23 protein-coding genes and 1 pseudogene are annotated in these 19830 nt (G+C 61.1%); 15 read left to right on the forward strand and 9 right to left on the reverse strand.

The features are described from left to right. Window positions 1-394: 394 nt before the first annotated feature. Entirely contained in the window at window positions 395-841 is a 447-nt protein-coding gene (locus ACLQ8T_RS04795) for a YdeI/OmpD-associated family protein (protein WP_413455848.1), read from the forward strand. Between the two features lie 17 nt (window positions 842-858). Here the strand turns inward: ACLQ8T_RS04795 and ACLQ8T_RS04800 are convergent, their stop codons facing one another. From ACLQ8T_RS04800 to ACLQ8T_RS04815, 4 genes are all read right to left on the reverse strand, one after another. Next, a complete protein-coding gene (locus ACLQ8T_RS04800; RefSeq protein ID WP_204723232.1) occupies window positions 859-2343 on the reverse strand; it encodes a molybdopterin-dependent oxidoreductase in 1485 nt (494 codons plus the stop codon). Window positions 2344-2541: 198 nt separating this feature from the next. Then, complete coding sequence (locus ACLQ8T_RS04805; protein ID WP_204721242.1) at window positions 2542-3366, reverse strand: anti-sigma factor domain-containing protein; 825 nt, start codon at window positions 3364-3366, stop codon at window positions 2542-2544. Further along, complete coding sequence (gene sigK / locus ACLQ8T_RS04810; RefSeq protein WP_239543236.1) at window positions 3366-3947, reverse strand: ECF RNA polymerase sigma factor SigK; 582 nt, start codon at window positions 3945-3947, stop codon at window positions 3366-3368. The genes ACLQ8T_RS04805 and sigK overlap by 1 nt, the downstream gene beginning before the upstream one ends. Window positions 3948-4117: 170 nt before the next feature. Next, a complete protein-coding gene (locus tag ACLQ8T_RS04815) occupies window positions 4118-4780 on the reverse strand; it encodes a fasciclin domain-containing protein (RefSeq protein WP_038989659.1) in 663 nt (220 codons plus the stop codon). Between the two features lie 327 nt (window positions 4781-5107). Here ACLQ8T_RS04815 and truB point away from each other — a divergent pair, with 327 nt between their 5' ends. The 6 genes from truB (at window position 5108) to rpsO (ending at window position 9005) form a co-directional block, all read left to right on the forward strand. After that, window positions 5108-5962, forward strand: a complete 855-nt coding sequence (gene truB, locus ACLQ8T_RS04820) for a tRNA pseudouridine(55) synthase TruB (RefSeq protein ID WP_413455849.1) — start codon at window positions 5108-5110, stop codon at window positions 5960-5962. A gap of 17 nt (window positions 5963-5979) precedes the next feature. After that, a complete protein-coding gene (locus ACLQ8T_RS04825) occupies window positions 5980-6342 on the forward strand; it encodes a hypothetical protein (protein WP_413455850.1) in 363 nt (120 codons plus the stop codon). Between the two features lie 9 nt (window positions 6343-6351). Then, entirely contained in the window at window positions 6352-6819 is a 468-nt protein-coding gene (locus tag ACLQ8T_RS04830) for a hypothetical protein (protein ID WP_413455851.1), read from the forward strand. Between the two features lie 64 nt (window positions 6820-6883). Further along, window positions 6884-7837: a bifunctional riboflavin kinase/FAD synthetase gene (locus ACLQ8T_RS04835; protein WP_121866442.1), complete on the forward strand. Its 954-nt coding sequence runs from the start codon at window positions 6884-6886 to the stop codon at window positions 7835-7837. A 5-nt stretch (window positions 7838-7842) separates the two neighbouring features. Then, window positions 7843-8628 carry a class I SAM-dependent methyltransferase gene (locus ACLQ8T_RS04840; RefSeq protein ID WP_204721248.1) on the forward strand — a complete coding sequence of 262 codons (786 nt, stop codon included), beginning with the start codon at window positions 7843-7845 and terminating at the stop codon, window positions 8626-8628. A gap of 107 nt (window positions 8629-8735) precedes the next feature. Further along, the gene (rpsO, locus tag ACLQ8T_RS04845) at window positions 8736-9005 is read left to right on the forward strand and encodes a 30S ribosomal protein S15 (protein ID WP_013348393.1); all 270 of its coding nucleotides are present in this window, start codon (window positions 8736-8738) and stop codon (window positions 9003-9005) included. 249 nt (window positions 9006-9254) lie between these two features. On the opposite strand, the gene ACLQ8T_RS04850 is transcribed toward rpsO, so the two are convergent. After that, window positions 9255-9503 (reverse strand): hypothetical protein, encoded by a 249-nt coding sequence (locus ACLQ8T_RS04850; RefSeq protein ID WP_413455852.1) that lies wholly within the window; start codon window positions 9501-9503, stop codon window positions 9255-9257. Window positions 9504-9600: 97 nt separating this feature from the next. Between ACLQ8T_RS04850 and ACLQ8T_RS04855 the strand changes: the two genes are divergently transcribed. Together ACLQ8T_RS04855 and ACLQ8T_RS04860 are read left to right on the forward strand one after the other, a co-directional pair. Continuing rightward, window positions 9601-10158, forward strand: coding sequence for a hypothetical protein (locus ACLQ8T_RS04855; protein ID WP_204721250.1), 558 nt, complete (start codon window positions 9601-9603; stop codon window positions 10156-10158). Then, a complete protein-coding gene (locus ACLQ8T_RS04860) occupies window positions 10155-10763 on the forward strand; it encodes a hypothetical protein (protein ID WP_204721252.1) in 609 nt (202 codons plus the stop codon). The genes ACLQ8T_RS04855 and ACLQ8T_RS04860 overlap by 4 nt, the downstream gene beginning before the upstream one ends. A gap of 198 nt (window positions 10764-10961) precedes the next feature. Here ACLQ8T_RS04860 and ACLQ8T_RS04865 read toward each other — a convergent pair whose 3' ends face one another. Next, window positions 10962-11690: a type 1 glutamine amidotransferase domain-containing protein gene (locus ACLQ8T_RS04865; RefSeq protein WP_413456370.1), complete on the reverse strand. Its 729-nt coding sequence runs from the start codon at window positions 11688-11690 to the stop codon at window positions 10962-10964. A gap of 480 nt (window positions 11691-12170) precedes the next feature. Here ACLQ8T_RS04865 and ACLQ8T_RS04870 point away from each other — a divergent pair, with 480 nt between their 5' ends. The 5 genes and pseudogenes from ACLQ8T_RS04870 to ACLQ8T_RS04890 all read left to right on the forward strand — a co-directional run bounded on the left by ACLQ8T_RS04870 (window position 12171) and on the right by ACLQ8T_RS04890 (window position 16052). Further along, window positions 12171-12854 carry an amidohydrolase family protein gene (locus tag ACLQ8T_RS04870; RefSeq protein ID WP_413456371.1) on the forward strand — a complete coding sequence of 228 codons (684 nt, stop codon included), beginning with the start codon at window positions 12171-12173 and terminating at the stop codon, window positions 12852-12854. Continuing rightward, window positions 12749-13021 (forward strand): annotated as a pseudogene (locus ACLQ8T_RS04875) (amidohydrolase); the annotation flags it as partial. The gene ACLQ8T_RS04870 and the pseudogene ACLQ8T_RS04875, both read left to right, overlap by 106 nt. Window positions 13022-13073: 52 nt before the next feature. Further along, window positions 13074-13454 carry an amidohydrolase family protein gene (locus ACLQ8T_RS04880; RefSeq protein WP_413455853.1) on the forward strand — a complete coding sequence of 127 codons (381 nt, stop codon included), beginning with the start codon at window positions 13074-13076 and terminating at the stop codon, window positions 13452-13454. 403 nt (window positions 13455-13857) lie between these two features. Continuing rightward, window positions 13858-14955 (forward strand): pyridoxal-phosphate-dependent aminotransferase family protein, encoded by a 1098-nt coding sequence (locus tag ACLQ8T_RS04885; protein WP_204721254.1) that lies wholly within the window; start codon window positions 13858-13860, stop codon window positions 14953-14955. 95 nt (window positions 14956-15050) lie between these two features. Continuing rightward, window positions 15051-16052 carry an IS481 family transposase gene (locus ACLQ8T_RS04890; RefSeq protein ID WP_413455854.1) on the forward strand — a complete coding sequence of 334 codons (1002 nt, stop codon included), beginning with the start codon at window positions 15051-15053 and terminating at the stop codon, window positions 16050-16052. Window positions 16053-16160: 108 nt separating this feature from the next. On the opposite strand, the gene ACLQ8T_RS04895 is transcribed toward ACLQ8T_RS04890, so the two are convergent. Beyond that, entirely contained in the window at window positions 16161-17177 is a 1017-nt protein-coding gene (locus ACLQ8T_RS04895; RefSeq protein ID WP_413455855.1) for a S66 peptidase family protein, read from the reverse strand. Window positions 17178-17356: 179 nt separating this feature from the next. On the opposite strand from ACLQ8T_RS04895, the gene ACLQ8T_RS04900 reads away from it, so the two are divergent. Further along, window positions 17357-17758 (forward strand): DUF4282 domain-containing protein, encoded by a 402-nt coding sequence (locus ACLQ8T_RS04900; protein WP_413455856.1) that lies wholly within the window; start codon window positions 17357-17359, stop codon window positions 17756-17758. A gap of 68 nt (window positions 17759-17826) precedes the next feature. On the opposite strand, the gene ACLQ8T_RS04905 is transcribed toward ACLQ8T_RS04900, so the two are convergent. Further along, window positions 17827-18228 carry a universal stress protein gene (locus tag ACLQ8T_RS04905; RefSeq protein WP_073706764.1) on the reverse strand — a complete coding sequence of 134 codons (402 nt, stop codon included), beginning with the start codon at window positions 18226-18228 and terminating at the stop codon, window positions 17827-17829. Further along, window positions 18225-19811, reverse strand: a complete 1587-nt coding sequence (locus ACLQ8T_RS04910) for a tripartite tricarboxylate transporter permease (protein ID WP_413456372.1) — start codon at window positions 19809-19811, stop codon at window positions 18225-18227. Before ACLQ8T_RS04910 ends, ACLQ8T_RS04905 begins: the two co-directional genes overlap by 4 nt. Window positions 19812-19830 lie beyond the last annotated feature (19 nt).

Here is a 19830-nt window from a genome sequence, read left to right on the forward strand (position 1 = left end):
CCGCGGCCAGATGACGGCCGCGAAGAAGACGCAGACTTGAACCCGCTGAGTACCAGATGCTTCCAGAGCCATGGCACGAGCCTGCTGAATCCGCGGAACACGGTCCTGGCGGCATCCCCATGGATGTCGAGCCCAGCGGTGGCGCGTGGCAATGCGCTCATATGAATCGAGTTCTAGGCCGGGGCACAGGGGTGGTCAAGGGTCCGTCGAGACTCATATAAAGTGCTCGCGAACCCCGAGCGGCAGCTGGCCGTTCTGATGCTCTGGACAGGTGTGATGTGCTGGCTGACTCGTGCCGGGAGCACTCATGGAACCGTGCGGGCCCATAGACCCGGTCCGAGTTCGTGGGATAGCGTAGCCATCACCAGCGTAAGCCGAAACAGGGGTCCCTCGAATGCCAGAATTCATCACCGTGCTCAGTGCCACCGGCGGGAACAACGTCGGAATTGTCGTTCCAGATGACGTCGTTGCCGGATTCGGCCGTGGCAAGCGCGTTCCTGTCTTGGTAACCATTGACGGGGGATATAGCTACCGGAGCACCATTTCATCGATGCGTGGCCAGTTCCTGATTTCCTTCAACGCTGAAACCCGCGCTGCCACGGGCAAGGGCGCAGGCGATGAGATCAGCGTGAAACTCGAATTGGATGAAGAGCCGCGGACCGTCGAAATTCCCGAGCCACTGGCCGTGCTGCTCTCCGCCGAGCCGCAGCTCCTTGAAGCGTGGAACAAGCTGTCCTACAGCAAACAACGAGGCCATGTGGAGCCCATCGTGGCTGCCCGCGGCGAAGACACCAGGACGCGCCGGGTCGAGAAAGCTATCAAGGCGCTGCGCGACGAATAGGGTGCTGGTGAGCAAGGCTACTGCACGGTGAACTGCAGACGCTGCCAACCACTGGCGCCATTGGGCACAGGGTTGGCTTTCTCGCGGGTCTGCATCTTGCCCTGCGCATCATAGGCTCGCACCGACGCCGCATGCATGCCCGGTGCCGCGTCCTTCCACACGAAGCGCCACTGCCGCCATGTATCCAGCGACGCTTCGGCGGCCAGCTGCGCATCCTCCCAGGGGCCGTCATCGATCTGCACCTGCACGCGTGAAATGCCCCGGGTCTGCGCCCAAGCAGTTCCGCCCAAGACAACTTCCCCTGCAGGGACCTCGGCGAAGGGCTGAGGCGTGTCGATGCGGGAGGACATCTTGATGGGACCGCGTTCAGACCAGCCGCGGGTAGTCCAATAGGCGGCCTTGTCCTCGAAACGCGTCACCTCCAAATCAATCACCCATTTGGTGGCCGAGACATAGCCGTAGAGGCCGGGAACCACCATGCGCACGGGGAATCCGTGGTCGAAGGGCAGCGGCTCGCCGTTCATGCCGATAGCCAGCAAGGCCATCCGGTCATCGGTCAGCGCTTGTAGCGGTGTGGAAGCGCTGAAACCGTCATGAGAAGTCGAAAGCACCATATCGGCGCCGGCCTGGGGAACCGCACGCTCCAGCACCTTTCGCAGCGGGTAGCCCAGCCACTTCGCGTTGCCTACCAGATCTCCTCCGACAGGATTCGATACGCAGGTCAGGGTCAGATACGCTTCCACGAGTTCCTCGCCCAGCAGCTCGTCGAAGCCGATGGTGAATTCATTCTCCACCATGCCGTGCACGCGCAAGGACCACTGGTTCGGGTCGATCTGCGGCACCGACAGCGCGGTGTCGATGCGGTAGAAATCCTGGTTGGGAGTAACGAAGCGGGGCATATTCGCCTCCTCTATTTGCACTCCTTCGGGCAGGGCCTTGGCCTTCGTCCGGGCCGCTGGCAGGCGCAGGGCGTTGCGGGCGGCGACAGCCATATTGCGTGTAGCGGAGACGGAGGTGGACACCGCGGTGGCCAGTGCCGCGGCCGCCAAGGACAGGACCGCGCCGCGCAAGAATATTCTGCGGCTTGGGCCGGCAGCTGCCGTGCCCTGGCCGGGTTCGGGGACAGTGGCTGTAGCCAGCCGGGCCAGCCAATGAAGAGCTCCGATGCCGGCGACTGCGCCCAGCACCGTAGGGACAACATCCAGCAGGCTGGTGGACGCGCGGGCGGCCACAGCGCTGGCAAGCACCAGCGCCAAAGCAATGATGGCGGTGCAGGCCAACGCGAAACTCCGCTTTGCCAGCAGGCCGATCAGGGCAGAGAGCACCGCTGCCGCCACGCCGATGGAAATGAACAGCGCCAGCTTGTCATTGGTCCCGAAGGTGGCGATGGCGAAGTCCTTGAGCCATGGAGGCGTCAAGTCGATGATGGCAGACCCCAGTGCGAAAAACGGCGAGGAAGCACTATTGAAAAATGCCGAGGCCAACTGGGCGACGGCAAACATGAGCGCTGCCGAACATATTCCGGCTACCGCGTGGAAAACGTAAACCCTGCTGCCGCGCTTGTTCTTGAAGCCCACTGCCACTCACCTCATGCGTTTCGTTCCATGTTCCCCTCCCTAATGCGGGGGAACAACCACTTACAGTGTTTTCGGAACGGGACGCACAGCAGATTGGAACCGGCTACAAGATCTTCTGCGATCTCATAGCGACTGCAGCATGATGGGATCCGTCGTCGGGGCGGGGGAGCCGGTGGCCGGCTCGACGGTGATCCCGAAATGAGTGATCCCCTGCATCGGATCGGAAACCATGATCATGCCGTTGGCATCGCTGCCCGTGAGCATTCCTGCCGGGACTGCGCCGTCGGCGGAAATCAGCCACAGCTCGTACCCTTTGTCGCTGGACAGCTCCGGCATGCCCGAGGTGGAAACCGCCATCAGTCCTTCGGCCGCGGAATAGGACAGCGTGATCGTTGCCCCGTCATCCAAGGTCTGCGTCTTGGACTTGGCATCGGGAGCCCCCAGGATCCGGGCGAGCTCTTCCTGATGTTCGGCCATGGCTGCCATTTTGCTTTCCAGCTCGCGCTGCTCGGAATTCTGCTGGATGGCCAAGCCGCCCAACGCCGCCGCTGCCAGTAGCAGGACGCCGGCGGCCAAGGCGAAGAAGCGCTGGGTGCCGCGCGGTGTCCCGGGCTGCGGCGCCGGGGGCGTTGCCGGGGCATCGGATTCACGTTCCGCACCAGCCGTGGAGCCACTGGCGGGGGAGCTGCCCGAGGCAGGCTCCTGGTCCTGGACGGGCGGCAGCTGCTCGGTGGCGCGGATAGCTGCCATGACATCGTTCTTGAGCCGTGCTGGGGGAGCAACCGGCTGCGCTGCCAAGCCGAGCAGTCCAGCAGTTTCCTGCAAGGCATCCAGCTCGTGGCGGGCCTGGGCGGCATCTGAGTCCTGGTGCGCGAGCTTGCCGCGGTCCTCGTCTCCCAGAGCTTCCAGGGCGAAGCCGTCGGTCCGCTCGTTCTCATGCTTTTCCATTACGCCACTCCCATCAGTTCTCGAAGCTTGCCCATGCCATCGCGTATTCGCGTTTTAGCGGTTCCCACCGGTACTTTCAGCAGCTCAGCGACTTCCAGGTGGGTGTATCCGCCGAAGTAGGCCAGCTGTATGGCTTCGCGTTGAGGTGCGCTGAGCTGTTGCAGTGCCCGGGCAACGCGTACGGTCTCGTCGTGCAAGATGGCGTTCTCTTCCACGTCTTCGTAGCTGTCCTGGAATTCCTTGATTCCAATGCGCAGATCCCGGGCTTGGCTCGCTTGGCTGGAGCGCACCCGGTCCACGGCTCGGCGGTGGGCTATGGTCAGCAGCCAGGACGCAGCGGTTCCGCGGGACGGATCGAAGCGCTTGGCCTGCTGCCACGCTTCGACGAATACTTCCTGGGTGACCTCTTCGCTCTGCGCCTGGTCGCGAAGCACCCGCAGCACAAGGCCGAAGACCCGCGATGCCATGGCATCATAGAGCGATTCGAAGGCAGATTCGGCCCCCAGCGCGACCTGTCGCAACAAATCGTCTGGCGTTTGCACGGAATCGTCTTCCATGGCGTCGAGTCTATTGGAACTCATGAATCCTAGAGTCTCATGCATTTGTGTCTCAGCGGCGCTCTGCGGTGGCGTGGCGTTCGGGGAATAGCTGGGCTGCGGGAACCACGTTCTCGCATCACCGGCGAAGGTGGTGCATGGAAGGTATTCCACGCACCACCTCGATGCCGGCGGACCTGCTGTTTCCGGGGGTGCTACTTCTTGGCCGGCGGCATCAGGACGGTGTCCACCAGGTACACGGTGGCGTTGGCGGTTTGCACGCCGCCGCAGATGACCGAGGCCCCGTTGACTTCCAGATCATCACCGCTGCCGGTGACTTCAAGATCCTCGCCCTGGACCGTTTTGTGGGTTCCGGGAAGATCAGCCGGTGCGATCTGGCCGGAAACCACATGGTAGGTCAGCACGCTGGTCAGGGTGTCGGCGTCCTTGGCCACTGCTGCCAAGTCATCCTTCGGAATCTCGGCGAAGGCGTCATCCACCGGTGCGAAGACGGTGAATTCGCCGCCGTTGAGCGTATCGACCAGGTCCACGTCCGGGTTCAGCTCACCGGAGACTGCCGAGGTCAGCGTGGTCAGCAGCGGGTTATTCGAGGCGGCGACGGCTACTGGATCCTGCGCCATGCCTTCTACCGAGCCATCACCGGTCGGGACTGCTTCGGCGTAGGCTGCGCAGCCTGGGCCAACGAGATTTCCGGCTGGATCCATGGCCGACTCGCTGGCCATCGGAGAGCTGCTTTCCGAAGCAGAAGCGGTGGGCGATTCCATGGTTTCCGAACCTGTCGAGCAGGCGCTCAGTCCCATGGCGGCGACTGCGATGAGCCCGAAGACTCCAGCGGCTTTGCTGTATGTGCGCTTCATGATTTTCTCCTTGCTTCGCCGCGACTATTGTCGTCGGTTCCTTTCCTGTCCGTGCGGAGCAGGCTGTCATGGAGCATTCGGTGCCCGATGCCTGGCGGATTGGAATCCCGTCAAAATAATTTTCCAGTCCCTCTGTGACGCGGCGTCCGGGCGGGTCTGCAGCCACGCTATCGGAGGGGGATTGGTCCGCACGTGGGATCTGCCACGCTTGGAACCCGCGGCAGGCTTATTCTCTGCACAGCCCATATACTGGAAGGCGTGAGTAAAGCCGGGCAGAACACGCAAGAGCAGGCATCAGGCCTCGTATTAGTCGACAAAGACCAGGGAATGACCTCCCATGACGTGGTGGGCCGCATCCGCCGACTCGCTGGGACCAGGAAAGTCGGCCATGCCGGCACCCTGGACCCGATGGCCACCGGCGTGCTGGTGGTCGGCGTGAACAAGGCAACCCGCCTGCTGACTTACATCGTGGGCCACGACAAGACCTACACCGCCACCATCCGCCTGGGGCAGAATACCGTCACCGACGATGCCGAAGGCGAGATCATTTCCGAACGCATCGCAGCAGCTGTCAGCGACGAGGACATCGAACGCGAGGTGGCCTTGCTGCGCGGCGACATCCAGCAGATCCCGAGCTCGGTCTCGGCCATCAAGGTCGATGGCAAGCGTTCCTACGCCCGCGTGCGCGCCGGCGAACAGGTGGAGCTCAAGGCCCGTCCGGTGACCATTTCGCGTTTCGAGATCCACGAGGTGCGCCGCGAAAACGGCGGCAAGATCCTCGACGTGGACGTCACCGTCTCCTGCTCATCCGGAACCTACATCCGTGCGCTGGCCCGCGATCTGGGCGAAGCATTGAACGTGGGCGGGCACCTCACCGCGCTGCGCCGTACCGAGGTGGGCCCGTACAAGATCGAGCTCACCCGCACCTTGGAGCAGCTGGCCCAGGAATTCGAGATCCTCCCCATTGAAAAGGCTGCCGCGGCGCTGTTCCCCAACCGCACGGTCAGCGTCGACGAAGCAGTGGAGCTGTCGTTCGGCCGCACCATCCCCGCCTCGCACTTGAGCATGGACATCGCCGAAGGCCAGACCGTTGCCGCGTTCGCGCCAAACGGCGTGCTCGTCGCGTTGCTGGAAGACAAGGGCGACAAGGCCCGTACCGCCTTGGTCTTCACCGCCAAGTAATCCCGAAAGGACCTGGCTTGATTGCCCTGAATGGATTCTTCATCGCCGGCGCGGTGGTCTGTGCGCTGGCGTTTCTGGTGGCAGCGACTGCAACAGCAATCCGCAAGCACCCTGATGACTGGGCGCTGATCGGCGCGGTGGCCACCGAGCTGTTCCTGATTGCCTACGGCATTGCGGCGGTGATCCGCCAGGCTGGCGGCAACGCGGTGCAGGGGGACCCGGTGGAATTCTGGGGCTACTTCATCACGGCGCTGATCATGCCGTCGATCGCCTTCTTCTGGGCCATCAGCGAGAAGAGCCGCTGGTCCAACGCCGTGCTGGCCGCGTCAGCCGCGGTCACTTTCGTTATGGTGTTCCGCATGGAACAGATCTGGCAGTAGGAGTACCCCATGGGTGAAAAGCAGCGCAACTCGCGCATCATGCAGGCCGCCGAGGCGCGCAGCGCCAACAAGGCCCCCAAGCCGAGCCGGTCCACCGGCCTGGGCCGCGTGATCATTGCCGTCTACGGCATCCTCGCTCTGGCGGCGACGGTCCGCGCGGTCTACCAGATCATGAGCAAATTCGACGAGGCTCCGATCGCCTACAGCCTGTCGCTGGTTTCCGGCCTGATCTACATCCTGGCCACGTTCTCGCTGTCCTCGGCCAAGCGTGGCGCCTGGCTGGTCTCGCTGTATGCGGTAGCCATTGAATTGGTGGGCGTGATCGTCGTGGGAATCCTGTCGCTGACCCACCCCGAAGAATTCGCGCATCCATCGGTGTGGAGCGGTTTTGGCGAAGGGTACGGATACATTCCGCTGGTTCTGCCGATCATCGGCTTGTGGTGGCTGTACCGTAATCGTAATGAGCGTCACGTCTAAAGACGTGCAAGAATTACTTCGGTGGGTTTTCCATCCGCCGCAGCAGAATTTCTGAAGGAGCAAAGTGCACTATTGGAAGGGCTTGGATGCCGTCCCCGCGGATATGGCGCCCACTGTCGTGACCATTGGCAACTTTGACGGTGTCCACCTGGGCCACTGCGAAGTGCTGGATGCAGCTGTCACACAGGCCAAAGCGCGCTCTGCACAATCGGTGGCAATCACTTTCGACCCGCACCCGGCGCTGGTGCACCGTCCCGAGAGTGCTCCTGAATTGATCATGGGCATTGCCGACCGCATCGACACCCTGGCCAGCGTTGGCCTGGACGCCACGCTGATGATCCACTACACCCTGGAATTTGCGGATCAAAGCGCTGAAGAGTTCGTCCGTTCCATCATCGTGGAGAAGCTGAACGCCGTAGCCGTCGTTGTCGGGCACGATGTGCGGTTCGGCCGCGGCAATTCCGGAGACTTCGGCTACATGCAGGAGCTGGGAGCCAAATACGGTTTCGAGGTCATCGGCGTTGAAGATGTGGGGGACAAGCGGCGCTTGTCTTCGACGTGGGTGCGCGAGGAACTGGCGGCTGGCAACGTTGAGGCCGCCGCCGCGATCCTCGGCCGGCCGCATCGCATGCGCGGCGAAGTAGTGCATGGCCACGCCCGCGGCCGCGAGCTGGGATTCCCCACCGCAAATCTGGATCCCGAAGCCACCGGCATCATCCCTGCCGATGGCGTGTATGCCGGCTGGGTCATCGACGAGGCCGAGGTGCGTTGGCCGGCGGCAATTTCCGTTGGCTCGAACCCGACCTTCGATGGTGTCTCCCGCGTGGTCGAGGCGCATGTGATCGACCGTCCCGAAGAAGGGGTGGAAGATTTCGACCTGTATGGCCAGCAGATTGTCGTCGAGTTCATTTCCCATCTGCGTCCGATGGTCGCCTACCGCGGCATCGAAGCCTTGATTGAGCAGATGACCGAGGATGTCGACCAGGCCCGTGCGGTACTGGCTGCCGAACGCCACTAGGAATCATGGCTGAAATACCTTCGTTGCCGCAACGCGCCTTCGTTGTGGGAGCCCAACGCCGCGAAGAATTGGCGTCGGCCTTCCAGTCGGATGCCGAAAGCTATGACAAGATCCGTCCTTCCTATCCCCAGGAAGCAGTGGATTTCACGCTGCATCACCTTCCGGCGACTGCGGTGGATATCGGTTGCGGTTCGGGGATCTTCACCGAGCAACTGGTTTCTGCAGGCTTGGAAGTCACCGCGGTAGACCCTTCCTCGGACATGCTCTCGGTCCTGTCCAAGCGCCTGCCTCACATCGAGGTGGCCTGCGCTGCTGGTGAAGCTACCGGTTTGGCCGCTGACAGTTTTGATCTGGTGACCTATGCGCAGGCATGGCATTGGGTTGACCACCCGCGAGCCAGTGCCGAAGCGGCACGGTTGCTCCATGACGACGGTTGGCTGGCACTGTTGTGGAACCAGCTGGATGTCACCGTTCACTGGGTGCACCGCTTGGCACGGATCATGCATGCAGGGGATGTACACCGGCCCGAGCTGGAGCCGCCGCTGGGACCGCAGTTCAACAAGCCCGAGCATGGCATCTGGCATTGGTTCATGGAGCTGGATTTCCACGAGATTATCGAGCTGACAAAATCACGCAGCTACTACCGCAAGTCCTCGGACACCACGCGGGCAAAGGTCGAAGCGAACCTGGCATGGTACTGGCATGAGCATTTGGGGCATGAGCCAGATAAGAAGGTGCAGGTGCCGTATCTCACCCATGCTTGGAGGTCCCGCCGGCGTCCCCGTCGGTGATATGATTGACGGTGGTTCTCGCTGCAGTCCGCGGTTGCGAGTTTCCCCTGTGAATGCCTCGGCGTTCGCACTGACTTATGAACGCGGTCCAACTCTAGGAGTTTGTTATGGCATTGGATGCCACTATCAAGAACGAAATCATCAAGGCTTACGCTACCCACGAGGGTGACACCGGTTCGCCTGAGGTTCAGATTGCCGTCATGTCCCGCCGTATTTCGGACCTGACCGAGCACCTGAAGATGCACAAGCATGACCACCACACCCGCCGTGGCCTGATGGCTCTGGTTGGTCGCCGTCGTCGTATGCTCGGCTACCTGAAGAACACCGACATCGAGCGTTACCGTTCGCTGATCGAGCGTCTGGGCCTGCGCAAGTAGTCCTCTGCTTCAGAGCAAGAAAAATCCCCGTCTCCGCTTCAGGAGACGGGGATTTTTCTTAACCTCCAGGCCGTGGGACCGCGTCATCGGCTCCTGAGTCGTCGGCACGAATTTCGAATAATGATCTCCAAAACAGCATTCGCATAGATCTCTGCACCCCAGATACGGCATTGCCGGCAGGAAAAAGACGGAGTTGGCTTCCGAAAGGGCCCCGAAGCTACTCGAAAGGTTAACACCGCAATTTATTACCTAGCTGTCGGTGCTGCATTTGTTATCGGAGGAGCCCTCGTTCTCGTAGCCGGTAGGGCTATCTCCAAGACCATCAAGAAGAACAGCAAGAAGAGCAAGCCGAAGAAGCGCGACTGCTACCTGGCAACGTGCAAGGGCAATATGATCTTCATCAGCGCCAAGTGCCTGACCAAAATCAAGAATGTCACCCGCGGCAAGAAGGGGTGCAGGTGGCGCTACCACCCGGACAAGCGGAACACTAGCGTTCATCTCTTCTACGGAATCTCGACCTAAGAAATAACCTGCACGAAGCACTGGTGTCGCCAGCTACTGTTGGCGGCACTAATCGTGTTTCAATTATGAAACTATGACTGACTACCAAGAACTCCTGCAAGCCGCTCGTGCGCACTACGGGGTTTGTGCTGCTCCACGCGTGTCGGAAGCTGCAGCACTTCTCACCTCGTTGGGTGGCAAGACCTTCGACTACTCCAGGTTCGCCGGCAACCTCATCGATGAATACGTAGACTCGGCACGTGTAGTTGCAGCCTACGATATTTCCGACCCAGAGCTCCTTGCTTCCCGGTCATTGCCGGTTGAACGCGAAATGATGGAATGGCCTCCCGAAGAAGATGAAGACAGCTACGACGTTGTGTTCACTAAGGATGAAGAATTGTGGAACGTCATTCAGGACGAGCTCGGTGGGATGAGGCGAGCAATTGTCTTGCTTGAGCATGCTGAAGGGGATGCAGGCGCTGTAGGCAACTTCCGTGTAGCTGGATTCGCACAGTGGCTAAGGGAGACGCTCTGGGCTGCTACTGGTGTCGTTCCGCGAGATCCAGGCTGGCCGGATGAGAGCGCCACTCTGTATGAGAAGGCTTTTGCGATGCATGGACGGCCAGGTTGCGAACCAGACCCAATCGATTGACGAGCATTATCGGGCTCATACGGGACACCTGCCAAGCTGCTCGCATCACCAGTCTTGCCTTCGGTAAGGGCACAGCTAGTGCCGCATTTATTTTCCTTGCGCAGCTGCTTTCGCTGGTGTCCGCCGGGAGCCGTCATATACACCTGACCAGTAACAGGTTGGGCGTTTTCGTGCTGCTGCGCAACAGACCGGTGCCGGCTCTGCTCCGATTGTGCTTGTTCCTCGTAGCATTATGCGTTCCAGCTTTGCTGGCTCTAGCCGTTCGTTTCCTGCAGGTTGGAAGTGCCTGGGTTCAAATTGCCGGATTCGGCATCAGCGCTTTGCTGATGATCTGGTTGGCTGCCGGCATGGCAACCATGGCGCGTCAAGGAGAAGTAGCTCTGGACATCCGTGGTCTACCTGTAGGGGAGGTCTACATTCTTTCTTCTCTTGCTCAAATGCCAGGTTCAACCTCCGGAGTGTTAGCCGATCTTCGCTCAGCCATTTCGGTCTTGCCGTCTAAGTCCGTGGTGGCAGCCATAGCTGCGGATGAAACCATGGCGATGCGATACGAAAAACTGGGGTTCACACGAGGAAGCGGACTGCAGGTCTTCGTTCAGCGGTAGCCCGCTTCCATACCTCCCGGTTCAGCCTTCCAGGTGGCTGGGCTCAAATCTGCTTGTACCTTAATGCGCCCGGTCAGTATTGCTTCAGCAACGGGATGCGTCATATCAAGGCCAGTGGAAGTTAAAAACTCTTGGATCCGCGAAATTACGCGGATCCAAGAGTTCTTTATGAATCTTCAGGCTGCATTACCTTTTTGCTTATTCGGCTTCGTCTTGAGCGGCTGCTTCGGCTTCAGCGGCCTTCTCTTGGTGGATCACTTCGGCCAAGAGCTTTTCCATTTCCTTGGCGACACCGGCCGCGGAGGCCGGGTTCTGTCCGGTGACCAGGCGTTCGGAGACTTGGACATTCTCTTCGAAGTTATCGGCGGCAATATGCGTGGCGCCTTGCTCGGTGAGTTTGTCGGCCAAGAAGAACGGAATGATCTTGTCCTTGCCTACGGCGACCTCTTCATCGTTGGTGAATGCCGCAACGGTTTTGCCACTCAAGAGCTTCAAACCATGATGCAGTTCGACATCAAGCAGACCGGCCGGGCCGTGGCAGACCGCACCGACAACGCCGCCCTTGTTGTAGATGGCGCCGACCAGCTTTTGCAGTCCTTCATTGTCCGGGAAGTCCCACATGGTGCCGTGGCCTCCAACGAGATACACCGCGTCATACTGTTCGGGATCGACGACTCCCACCCGGGCGGTGTTGTACAGGCCGGCTCGGGTCGTTTCGTCTTGGGTGAATTGCACCTGGATCGGGTCATCCTGATCCACGGTGTCGCGTGGCGGCTGGCCACCCTTGATTGATGCGAAGTCGACGAAGTGACCGGAATCCCGGAACACCTTCCAAGGATGGGCGGCTTCTGCGACGTTGTATCCGGTGGGCTCCTTGTCCCCACCGATTTCGGAAACGCTGGTCAGGACCATGAGGATTTTCTTCAAGGTGTGCTCCTTTCGCATTCGTCCTTCCACCCTTGTACAACCTGCAGGCTGTCGCAAGAGGGGACACGCAAGTTGCCAGCAAGTTGTGTGGAACAATCCACCAAGATCCGAGACAACGGAACATGCCCTGGCCTGCTGACCCATGCGACGTTGGCGTGCAATGACAACCAATCCTGCGCGCAAAGCCAACACCCCAGGTGCGGACTTTGCCAGAATGAATGCACCCGACGGGCGGTCGCCCGCCTCGCCTCCAGAGGTTGCACAAGCCATCCGGGATGGGACCCCGTCGAAAGGTATGCATTCGTGAACACAGCCCCTGACCTGATTATTTTCAATGGCACCATTCATACGCTGGATCCGCGAGACAGCATCGCCACAGCGATGGCGGTCAGTGAAGGAAAAATCGTCGCGCTCGGCGATGATGTCCTGGGGCTGCGCGGGGAAGAAACGGAGATGATCGATCGGGGCTGGGCCGCGATCATGCCCGGGCTGATGGATGTGCATAACCATCACATGCTTGCCGGGCACATGGACCTGTTCGAGCTAAACGTGCCACCGACGCTCACCCTCGATGAGTTCCTGGAAGCCGTAGCGGCATGGTCGGACAAGCTGGCCGCGGACCAGTGGGTTATCGGCGGCAGCTGGGGCTCGAGCCTGTTCAGCGAGCTCAACACACCCCAGGCGCTGGAGCGGCTGGATGAGGCCACCGGTGTGCTGCTCGAAGCCGCCGGAGTCATTGTCGAGCAGGCACGCGAGAGCTTGAGCCCGACACCTACCTCGCAAGTGGCCGAAGCCGCTGCACGGGGCATGGAAATACTGCATTCCTACGGCATCACCGGATTACAGGATGCCGCCGCCTCCTTGCAGCTCATGCAGGCGTTGAAAGAACTGGACGAGTCGGGGAACCTGCACGCCTGGGTGGTCACCAGCATGCAGGCCAACGATTTCATTTTCGGGACCCATCCGCTGGGCGAGGGATCATTGCCCAGCGTGAGCAAACCAGGTCCGCCCACCACCGCCCTGATTTCATCAAGATCTTCCTCGATGGCGTCCCGCCGGCCGGTACCGGAGCGTTCATCGAACCGTATCTGGAAGGCGTGGGTTTCCCGGAGTGCCATTGCGGCAGCACGACCATGCTTCCAGAAGCACTCGAGGGCTGGCTGATGAGCACCGAACTGTGGGGCATTTCAGCAAAGATCCACTGCGCCGGCGACGCCTCGGTGTGGCTGGTCCTGGACGCAGTCCAAAAGGTGCGCGAGGCAGGTCTGATCGAGCCAAAGTACCATATCGCCCATGGCCAGTTCATTCACCCGGATGACCTGCCGCGCTTTGCAGAATTGGCAGTCACCGCGGACATCTCGCCTTCGTTGTGGTTCCCCGGGGGTGATCGCCGAAGCGATGAAACTGGTCCTTCCTGCCGAACGGGCATCCAAGATGCACCCGAACAAGACCTTGCTTGCCAGCGGGGCGCTGGTTGCCGGAGGCTCGGACTGGCCGGTGAGCGTTTCCCCGAACGCTTGGGAGGGAATCTACGGGTTGATCACCCGCAAGGATCATACTGGAGCGTTCTCCGGAATCCTCTGGGAAGAGGAAGCGGTGACCTTGGCTGATGCCTTGCGCATCTACACGATCAATTGCGCCAAGGCCATGGGGCTGGAGGAGCTGACCGGATCGCTGGAAATCGGAAAGTCTGCCGACTTCGTCATGCTCTCGGCGGACCCGTTCGAAGCGGAGCTCGACCAGCTGCCGTTGATCACTGCGTAGCAAACCTGGTTCGGCGGGCAGAAAGTCTATGACCGTCTTGATTCCTTGAACATGCCGGTGCGCTAGACGCAGGCCCAGTACGCTGTAAGCCGCTTAGATGCCAAGAGCCCCAGCCGGTGTCCCTGGTCCGTTCCAGATCAGGGACACTGGCTGGGGTTCAAGCCCGTTGCACCGATTGCCCGAAGCGTGGACGGCCAGTTTGCGGCAGATGAGTTGGCACCCGCACGCCGCCATTCCTGAATCTCCAGCAGTATTGGCGGAATATCTCTCCGCGCTCGTGCCCGAAGCTGCGCAGCTCTCGCTGAAAATTTTGCAATGCGGAAGATATGTTTCGTTTTGCCGTGAAATGAGGGATAAGCTGGGCTCTAGTTGGAACATCCCATTGAGATGAAAGAGAGTCGTCATGAGCAAGACTGTTCTTCAGCGCCATCTGTTCGGACCAGGTCCCTGCAACCCGTACCCAGAAGCCACGGCCGCATTGGGCCTGCCGCTGCTGGGACATTTGGATCCGGAGTTCATCGCGCGCATGGACCGCGTTGCCGATGGCTTGCGCACTCTTTGGGGAACCAAGAACTCCCGCACCCTACCGCTGAGCGCGACGGGATCAGCCGGCATGGAAGCCGCGTTCGTGAACACCATCAATCCGGGCGACGTTGCGGTCATCGCCATCAACGGCCTGTTCGGCGAGCGCATGTGCGAAGTTGCCTCGCGCGTTGGCGCGGAAGTGGTCCGCGTTGAGCATGAATACGGAACTCCAATCGACGCCGAACGCGTTGCCGCAGCGCACCCGAACCCAACCGTCATTGCCGGCGTGCATGCCGAAACCAGTACCGGCGTTGTTTCCAATATTGCCGCGCTCGGAGCAATCAAGGGCGACGCCCTTCTGATCACCGATGCAGTGACCTCCATTGGCGGCATGCCAGTGCTGGCAGATGAATGGGGCGTCGACGTCGGCTATGCAGGCACGCAGAAATGCCTCGGCGTGGCTCCCGGCCTGGCGCCATTCACGATTTCGGACCGCGCTTTCGAACGCCGGGTCCAGAAGCCGCAGTCCTGGTACCTGGATCTGGGCTTGCTCGGCGGCTACGCCACCGGTCCCACCGGAGGGCAGCGCACCTACCACCACACCGCGCCGGTCGCGATGGTTGCTTCGCTGGAGGCTGGCATCGACCGGATCATGGCCGAGGGCCTGGAAGCAGTAACTGCTCGCCACCAGGAAGCTGGCGGGTTGCTGCAAGCTGGCTTGCAGGAAATGGGCTTGGAGCTCTTTGCCCAGGAGGGTTTCCGCCTGCCGCAGCTGACCACCGTCTACGTTCCTGAAGGCGTTGACTCTGCGAAGGTCCGTGGCTACCTGCTTGACCGCTTCAATATTGAAATCGGCGGCGGCGTGGGCAAGTACGCGAGCACCGTGTGGCGCATCGGCATGATGGGCCCCAACGCGAATCCGGGGTCGGTGGCGTTGCTGCTGTCCGCGCTGAAGGAAGCGATCGCCAAGGCCTAGATGTAGTTCCCCGGGACGTTGTGAACACTAGCGAATGAAGAAGACCTCCGGCAGGATGTGGGTTACCACACTCACCATCGTGCACGGAGGTCTTCATGTCCCACGCTAACGCACCACTGACGCCCGAAGGAAGACGACGCCTAGCTTCCTTGATCATCGATGAGCACTGGCCCATCCGCCGCGCCGCCGAACGATTCCAGGTCTCGCCCGCAACAGCCAAAAAATGGGCAACGAGATACCATGCCAACGAATCCCTCGGCGACCGCTCCTCACGCCCTGTTTGCTCTCCGACACGACTGTGCCGCAAGAGCGAACGCCGCATCATTGCCCTACGCTTCAACCGGCAATGGGGACCGCACCGGATCAGCTACCACCTCGGCATTCCCCGTAGCACCGTCGGACGCGTCCTGGACCGCTACCGGATGCCCAAACTGGCGCATCTGGACCAAACCACCGGGCTGCCGGTACGCAAGCCCCGCCCTGTGCGCTACGAGAAGCAGGCACCGGGCGAGCTGGTGCATGTGGACATCAAGAAACTGGGCCGCATCCCAAAGGGCGGAGGCTGGCGCGCGCATGGTCGCGGTTCAGCCCAAGACCGCCAGGCCGGTGCCGCGCGGGACCGTGCGGCACGCCAGGGCGCCAAGGGGTCACGGGGCTATCTTTTCCTGCATCACGCGGTCGACGACCATTCGCGGCTGGCCTATTCCGAAATCCTCAACGACGAGAAGAAGGAAACCGCAGCCGGGTTCTGGCAGCGAGCCCGTGGATTCTTCGCCGCGGCTGGCATTGTCGTCACCGCGGTGATGACCGATAACGGTTCCTGCTACCGTTCCAAGGTGTTCGCCCAGGCGTTGGGGCCGGGCGTGAAGCACCGGCGCACCCGACCGTATCGGCCTCAGACCAATGGGAAAGTCGAACGGTTCAACCGGACGTTGTCGCAGGAATGGGCGTACGTGAGGGCTTATGACAGCGAAGAAGCCAGGGCCGCAGCCTACGGCGCCTGGCTTCATCACTATAATTATCATCGACCCCATACCGGGATCGGTGGTCTTACTCCGTCAGATCGTGTTCACAACCTCACGGGGAACTACACCTAGACCGTCAAAGGGACCGGGCCGCAGAACACCAAACGGGTTGGAAGGCCACGGGAGGAGGGACTAGCCAGGAAATCCTGGCTAGGTCCTCCTTTTGCCTTTGCCCTTGTTTCAGCTCAGCTGATTCCGTGCATGCGCAAAGCGCAGCTGGACTGCATCATCGCTGGTCGAGAGCGTTGCGTATCCGCCGATCGGTATGGTGAACATCGGCGAGGTATGCCCGAAGTCGAGGTTGGCCACTACCGGAAGATCCTGCAGAATCGGGTGCTTTGCGATTACTTGCTCCAGCAGGCTGCGGGTGATGCTTGATTCGAGCTGGAATCGGCCGATGGCAAGGCCGCGGATTTTCTCGGCTCCAGGAATCTGCAGCAGCGAGGCAAGGCTGCGCGCGAATTCGTGGACGTCCGCGGCGCCGTCGTCTTCGACGAATAGTACAGCCCCGTCCAATGACGGCATGAACTCGGTTCCCTGCAGTAGCCTCAGCGTGCCCAGGTTCCCGCCGATCACCATGCCCGTGGCAGCGCCTTCGTTCAGGATCCATGGTCCGCTGCTTGCGTTGACGCTGCGATTGTCCTGGTCCATGAACCACAGGTCGTCGGTGAATTCAGTGGCGTGCTCGATGCTCCAGGCATGCTCGTGGGTTGCGGCCCGGAACCACTGGCCGGTCGGCTCGAAGTGATCGCGCATGCCGAAGCTGGACCAGTGCGCGCCGATGTAGGTCACTAACCCGGTCTTGGCGTGCACGGCGTTGGCCAGCGCGGTGAAATCCGAGTAGCCGCAGAAGACCTTGGGGTTGGCGGCAATGAGCTCCCAGTCGAGGTAGGGTAGCAGCTCGTTGGAATTGAAGCCGCCAATGACCGAGATGATCCCTGCGACAGATGCATCAGCAAACGCGGCATGCAGATCGGCCACGCGCGATGGGATGGATGAGCTGTCGAAATCGTCATTCTCATCCACGTGCTCGCCGAATTCCAGCTTGAGCCCCATGGCATCGAAGCGTTCATTGACCCACTGCGTATTGTCGAATTCCATCACGAAGGTGCGGGAACACGAGGGTGCGATGACCCTGACGGCGTCTCCGGCTTGCAATCGGGCAGGGATGACGGTCGGTTTCAGTGGGCTTGGCATTCCACCAGTCTAGGCCCTGGCGTAGCTTGGGGGGAATAGCTGCAGTGACTGTTCGGGAATTGTTGGAGAAATTTTTTGCAACAAATGATGATATTCCGCTTCAGCTACTGTGCGATTCCTGAGAAATTCGATAGCGTGGGTGTGACAGCACGATTTCTCTAAAGAAAGCAGGAAATACGGTGAAGTCCCTCTTCGACTTGGATTTCAGGCAGTTCATCACGCCATCGATCATCAAGATCGTATACATCTTGATCATGGTCCTGTTGGCTATCGGCTACCTCGGACTGGTGATTACAGGGTTCATGTCCGATGCAATGCTCGGCTTCCTGATGCTCTTGATCGTCGGTCCCTTGGTGTCCCTGGTCTACTTGGTTCTGGTCCGTGCAAGCCTCGAATCCTTGCTGGCGCAGATCCGCACCGCGGAGAACACCACTGAACTGGTTCGCCTGGCCGGCGGCATCCCGCCGGCAGACGGCGGCTACCGCCCGCACCCGGGAAATCCGCCGGCTCCGCAGCAGCCGCAGGATCCAACAGCCAATGGCGGCAACAACAATCCGCCAGCCAACCCCTACCAGAAGTAGGGACAACGGCCGATGGCCCGCACCAGGGGTGCGGGCCATCGGCCGTTTCGCGCGAAGGACTGGCAGGGTTACCAGTCGCTGGATGCCTTCAGCGAAAGCACCGGGCAGGAGGCTTGGAGCAGGATCCGTTGCGCATTGCTCCCCATGAGGAACTTGCCCATGGCCGTGCGCTTGCGCAGACCGATCACGATCAGCTCGGCACGTTGCGCCTCGGCGATGTGCAGGATCTGGTCTGCCGCATCGGCTCCCTGGGAATGGCGTTCAATCCAGAAATCGATGCCTGCCTCAGCAAGCCGGGCTTCCAGTTCGTGATACTGCTTCGCATCAATGAGCCTGTCGTCTACCAGCTGGTCGCCTTTGGAGGAGTTCACCACGATCAATCGGGCCTCGTTGCGCCTAGCCTCGATAATTGCCCGTTCCAGGGCGGCTTCGCCTTCGGGCGAGGGGATGTACCCCACTACGATTGTCATGATTCATTCCTTCCAGCACCGTGGCTGTGCTCATTGCGGTGGGCAGGCTCTGCCAGCTCGGTCTGGTCGCCGCCAGCTGCGTTCTCGCCCAGCAGGGGTACGGCAACGTCCGATCCGGTTCCGCGCTTGCGCCGGATGATGGAGATCAGCACCGGCAGCAGGAGCAGGAAGGCGATGAGCACGTAGATGCCCACGGCCAGCGGCTCGCTCCACAGCCCCGAGACCTCGCCGGCACTGAGCTGGAAGGTCTTGCGCAGCTGTTCCTCGGCCATGGGGCCGATGATGACACCCAGAATCAGCGGAAGCACCGGGAGGCCGAAGCGGCGCAAGGCGAAGCCCAGCAAGCCGATGATCAGCAGCAGCCAGAGGTCGGCGACCTGCATGTTCACCGAGAAGGCACCGAGCGTAGCGAAGAACAAGATGCCCGCATACAGGTAGGGGCGCGGGATCTTCAGCAACTTAGCCCATAGCGGTGCCAAAGGCAGGTTGATCAGCAGCAGCAGCGTGTTGCCGATGAACAAGCTGGCAATCAGCGCCCATACCAAATCGGGTTCATTCTCGAAGAGCAACGGACCGGGCTGGATGCCCTTCATGGTCAAGAACGCCAGCATCACAGCAGCGGTGGCATTGGTGGGCAGGCCCAGGGCAAGCATGGGAGTCAGCGTGCCAGCGGCCGAGGCGTTGTTGGCAGCTTCCGGGCCGGCAACGCCCTCGATGGCGCCGTGGCCGAACTCCTCCGGATGCTTGGAGAGCTTCTTCTCCGTGACATAGGAGAGGAAGGTCGGAACTTCGGCACCGCCGGCAGGCAGCGCGCCGAAGGGGAACCCGTAGGCGGTGCCGCGAAGCCAGGGCTTCCACGAACGCTTCCAGTCTTCCTTGCCCATCCACGGGGCACCCACCGGAATGGTGCGTGCAGGACTGGTGCGCAGGTGCGCGGCAATCCACAGCGCCTCGCCAATGGCGAAGATCGCCACGGCGACTACCACGATGTCCATGCCGTCGACCAGTGGCGCGAAGCCGAAGGTCAGGCGGCTCTGCCCGGCGACCGGGTCCATGCCGACCAGGCCGATGGCCAGGCCCAGGCCCAGGGCGGCGAAACCGCGGATCTTGGAAGAACCCAGCACGGCGGTCACGGTGACCAAAGCGAGGACCATGATTGCGAAGTAGCTCGGCGCGCCCAGGCTCACGGCGAACTTTACGACGATCGGGGCAACGGTCACCAGCAGCGCGGTGCCGATGGTGCCGGCAACGAACGAGCCGATGGCCGCGGTGGCCAGAGCTTGCGCCGCCCGGCCCGCCTTGGCCATCTTGTGGCCTTCGATGGCGGTGATGACTGTCGCGGATTCGCCAGGGGTATTGAGCAGGATCGAGGTGGTCGACCCTCCATACATGCCGCCGTAGTAGATGCCCGCGAACATGATCAGCGCACTTGAGGTTTCCATGCCGAAGGTCAGGGGCAGCAGCAGTGCCACTGCCATGGCCGGGCCGATGCCCGGCAGTACGCCGACGGCGGTGCCCAGGAGGACTCCGGCGAAGGCGAAGAGCAGGTTGATCGGGGTCAGCGCCGAGGCGAAGCCACCCATCAAGAGATCAAGAGTTTCC

The organism is Glutamicibacter sp. FR1 (assembly GCF_047300825.1).
Taxonomy (GTDB): Bacteria; Actinomycetota; Actinomycetes; order Actinomycetales; family Micrococcaceae; genus Glutamicibacter; species Glutamicibacter nicotianae.

Bases quoted from the DNA above. Each gene is read 5' to 3' on its own strand.
- truB (WP_413455849.1), top strand. From the start codon at position 5,108: ATGACCTCCCATGACGTGGTGGGCCGCATCCGCCGACTCGCTGGGACC.
- ACLQ8T_RS04800 (WP_204723232.1), bottom strand. From the start codon at position 2,343: ATGTTTGCCGTCGCCCAGTTGGCCTCGGCATTTTTCAATAGTGCTTCC.
- sigK (WP_239543236.1), bottom strand. From the start codon at position 3,947: ATGAGTTCCAATAGACTCGACGCCATGGAAGACGATTCCGTGCAAACG.
- ACLQ8T_RS04885 (WP_204721254.1), top strand. From the start codon at position 13,858: ATGAGCAAGACTGTTCTTCAGCGCCATCTGTTCGGACCAGGTCCCTGC.
- ACLQ8T_RS04910 (WP_413456372.1), bottom strand. From the start codon at position 19,811: ATGGGTGGCTTCGCCTCGGCGCTGACCCCGATCAACCTGCTCTTCGCC.
- ACLQ8T_RS04795 (WP_413455848.1), top strand. From the start codon at position 395: ATGCCAGAATTCATCACCGTGCTCAGTGCCACCGGCGGGAACAACGTC.
- rpsO (WP_013348393.1), top strand. From the start codon at position 8,736: ATGGCATTGGATGCCACTATCAAGAACGAAATCATCAAGGCTTACGCT.
- ACLQ8T_RS04905 (WP_073706764.1), bottom strand. From the start codon at position 18,228: ATGACAATCGTAGTGGGGTACATCCCCTCGCCCGAAGGCGAAGCCGCC.
- ACLQ8T_RS04850 (WP_413455852.1), bottom strand. From the start codon at position 9,503: ATGAACGCTAGTGTTCCGCTTGTCCGGGTGGTAGCGCCACCTGCACCC.
- ACLQ8T_RS04890 (WP_413455854.1), top strand. From the start codon at position 15,051: ATGTCCCACGCTAACGCACCACTGACGCCCGAAGGAAGACGACGCCTA.
- ACLQ8T_RS04805 (WP_204721242.1), bottom strand. From the start codon at position 3,366: ATGGAAAAGCATGAGAACGAGCGGACCGACGGCTTCGCCCTGGAAGCT.
- ACLQ8T_RS04855 (WP_204721250.1), top strand. From the start codon at position 9,601: ATGACTGACTACCAAGAACTCCTGCAAGCCGCTCGTGCGCACTACGGG.
- ACLQ8T_RS04840 (WP_204721248.1), top strand. From the start codon at position 7,843: ATGGCTGAAATACCTTCGTTGCCGCAACGCGCCTTCGTTGTGGGAGCC.
- ACLQ8T_RS04815 (WP_038989659.1), bottom strand. From the start codon at position 4,780: ATGAAGCGCACATACAGCAAAGCCGCTGGAGTCTTCGGGCTCATCGCA.
- ACLQ8T_RS04895 (WP_413455855.1), bottom strand. From the start codon at position 17,177: ATGCCAAGCCCACTGAAACCGACCGTCATCCCTGCCCGATTGCAAGCC.
- ACLQ8T_RS04870 (WP_413456371.1), top strand. From the start codon at position 12,171: ATGCCCGGGCTGATGGATGTGCATAACCATCACATGCTTGCCGGGCAC.
- ACLQ8T_RS04830 (WP_413455851.1), top strand. From the start codon at position 6,352: ATGGGTGAAAAGCAGCGCAACTCGCGCATCATGCAGGCCGCCGAGGCG.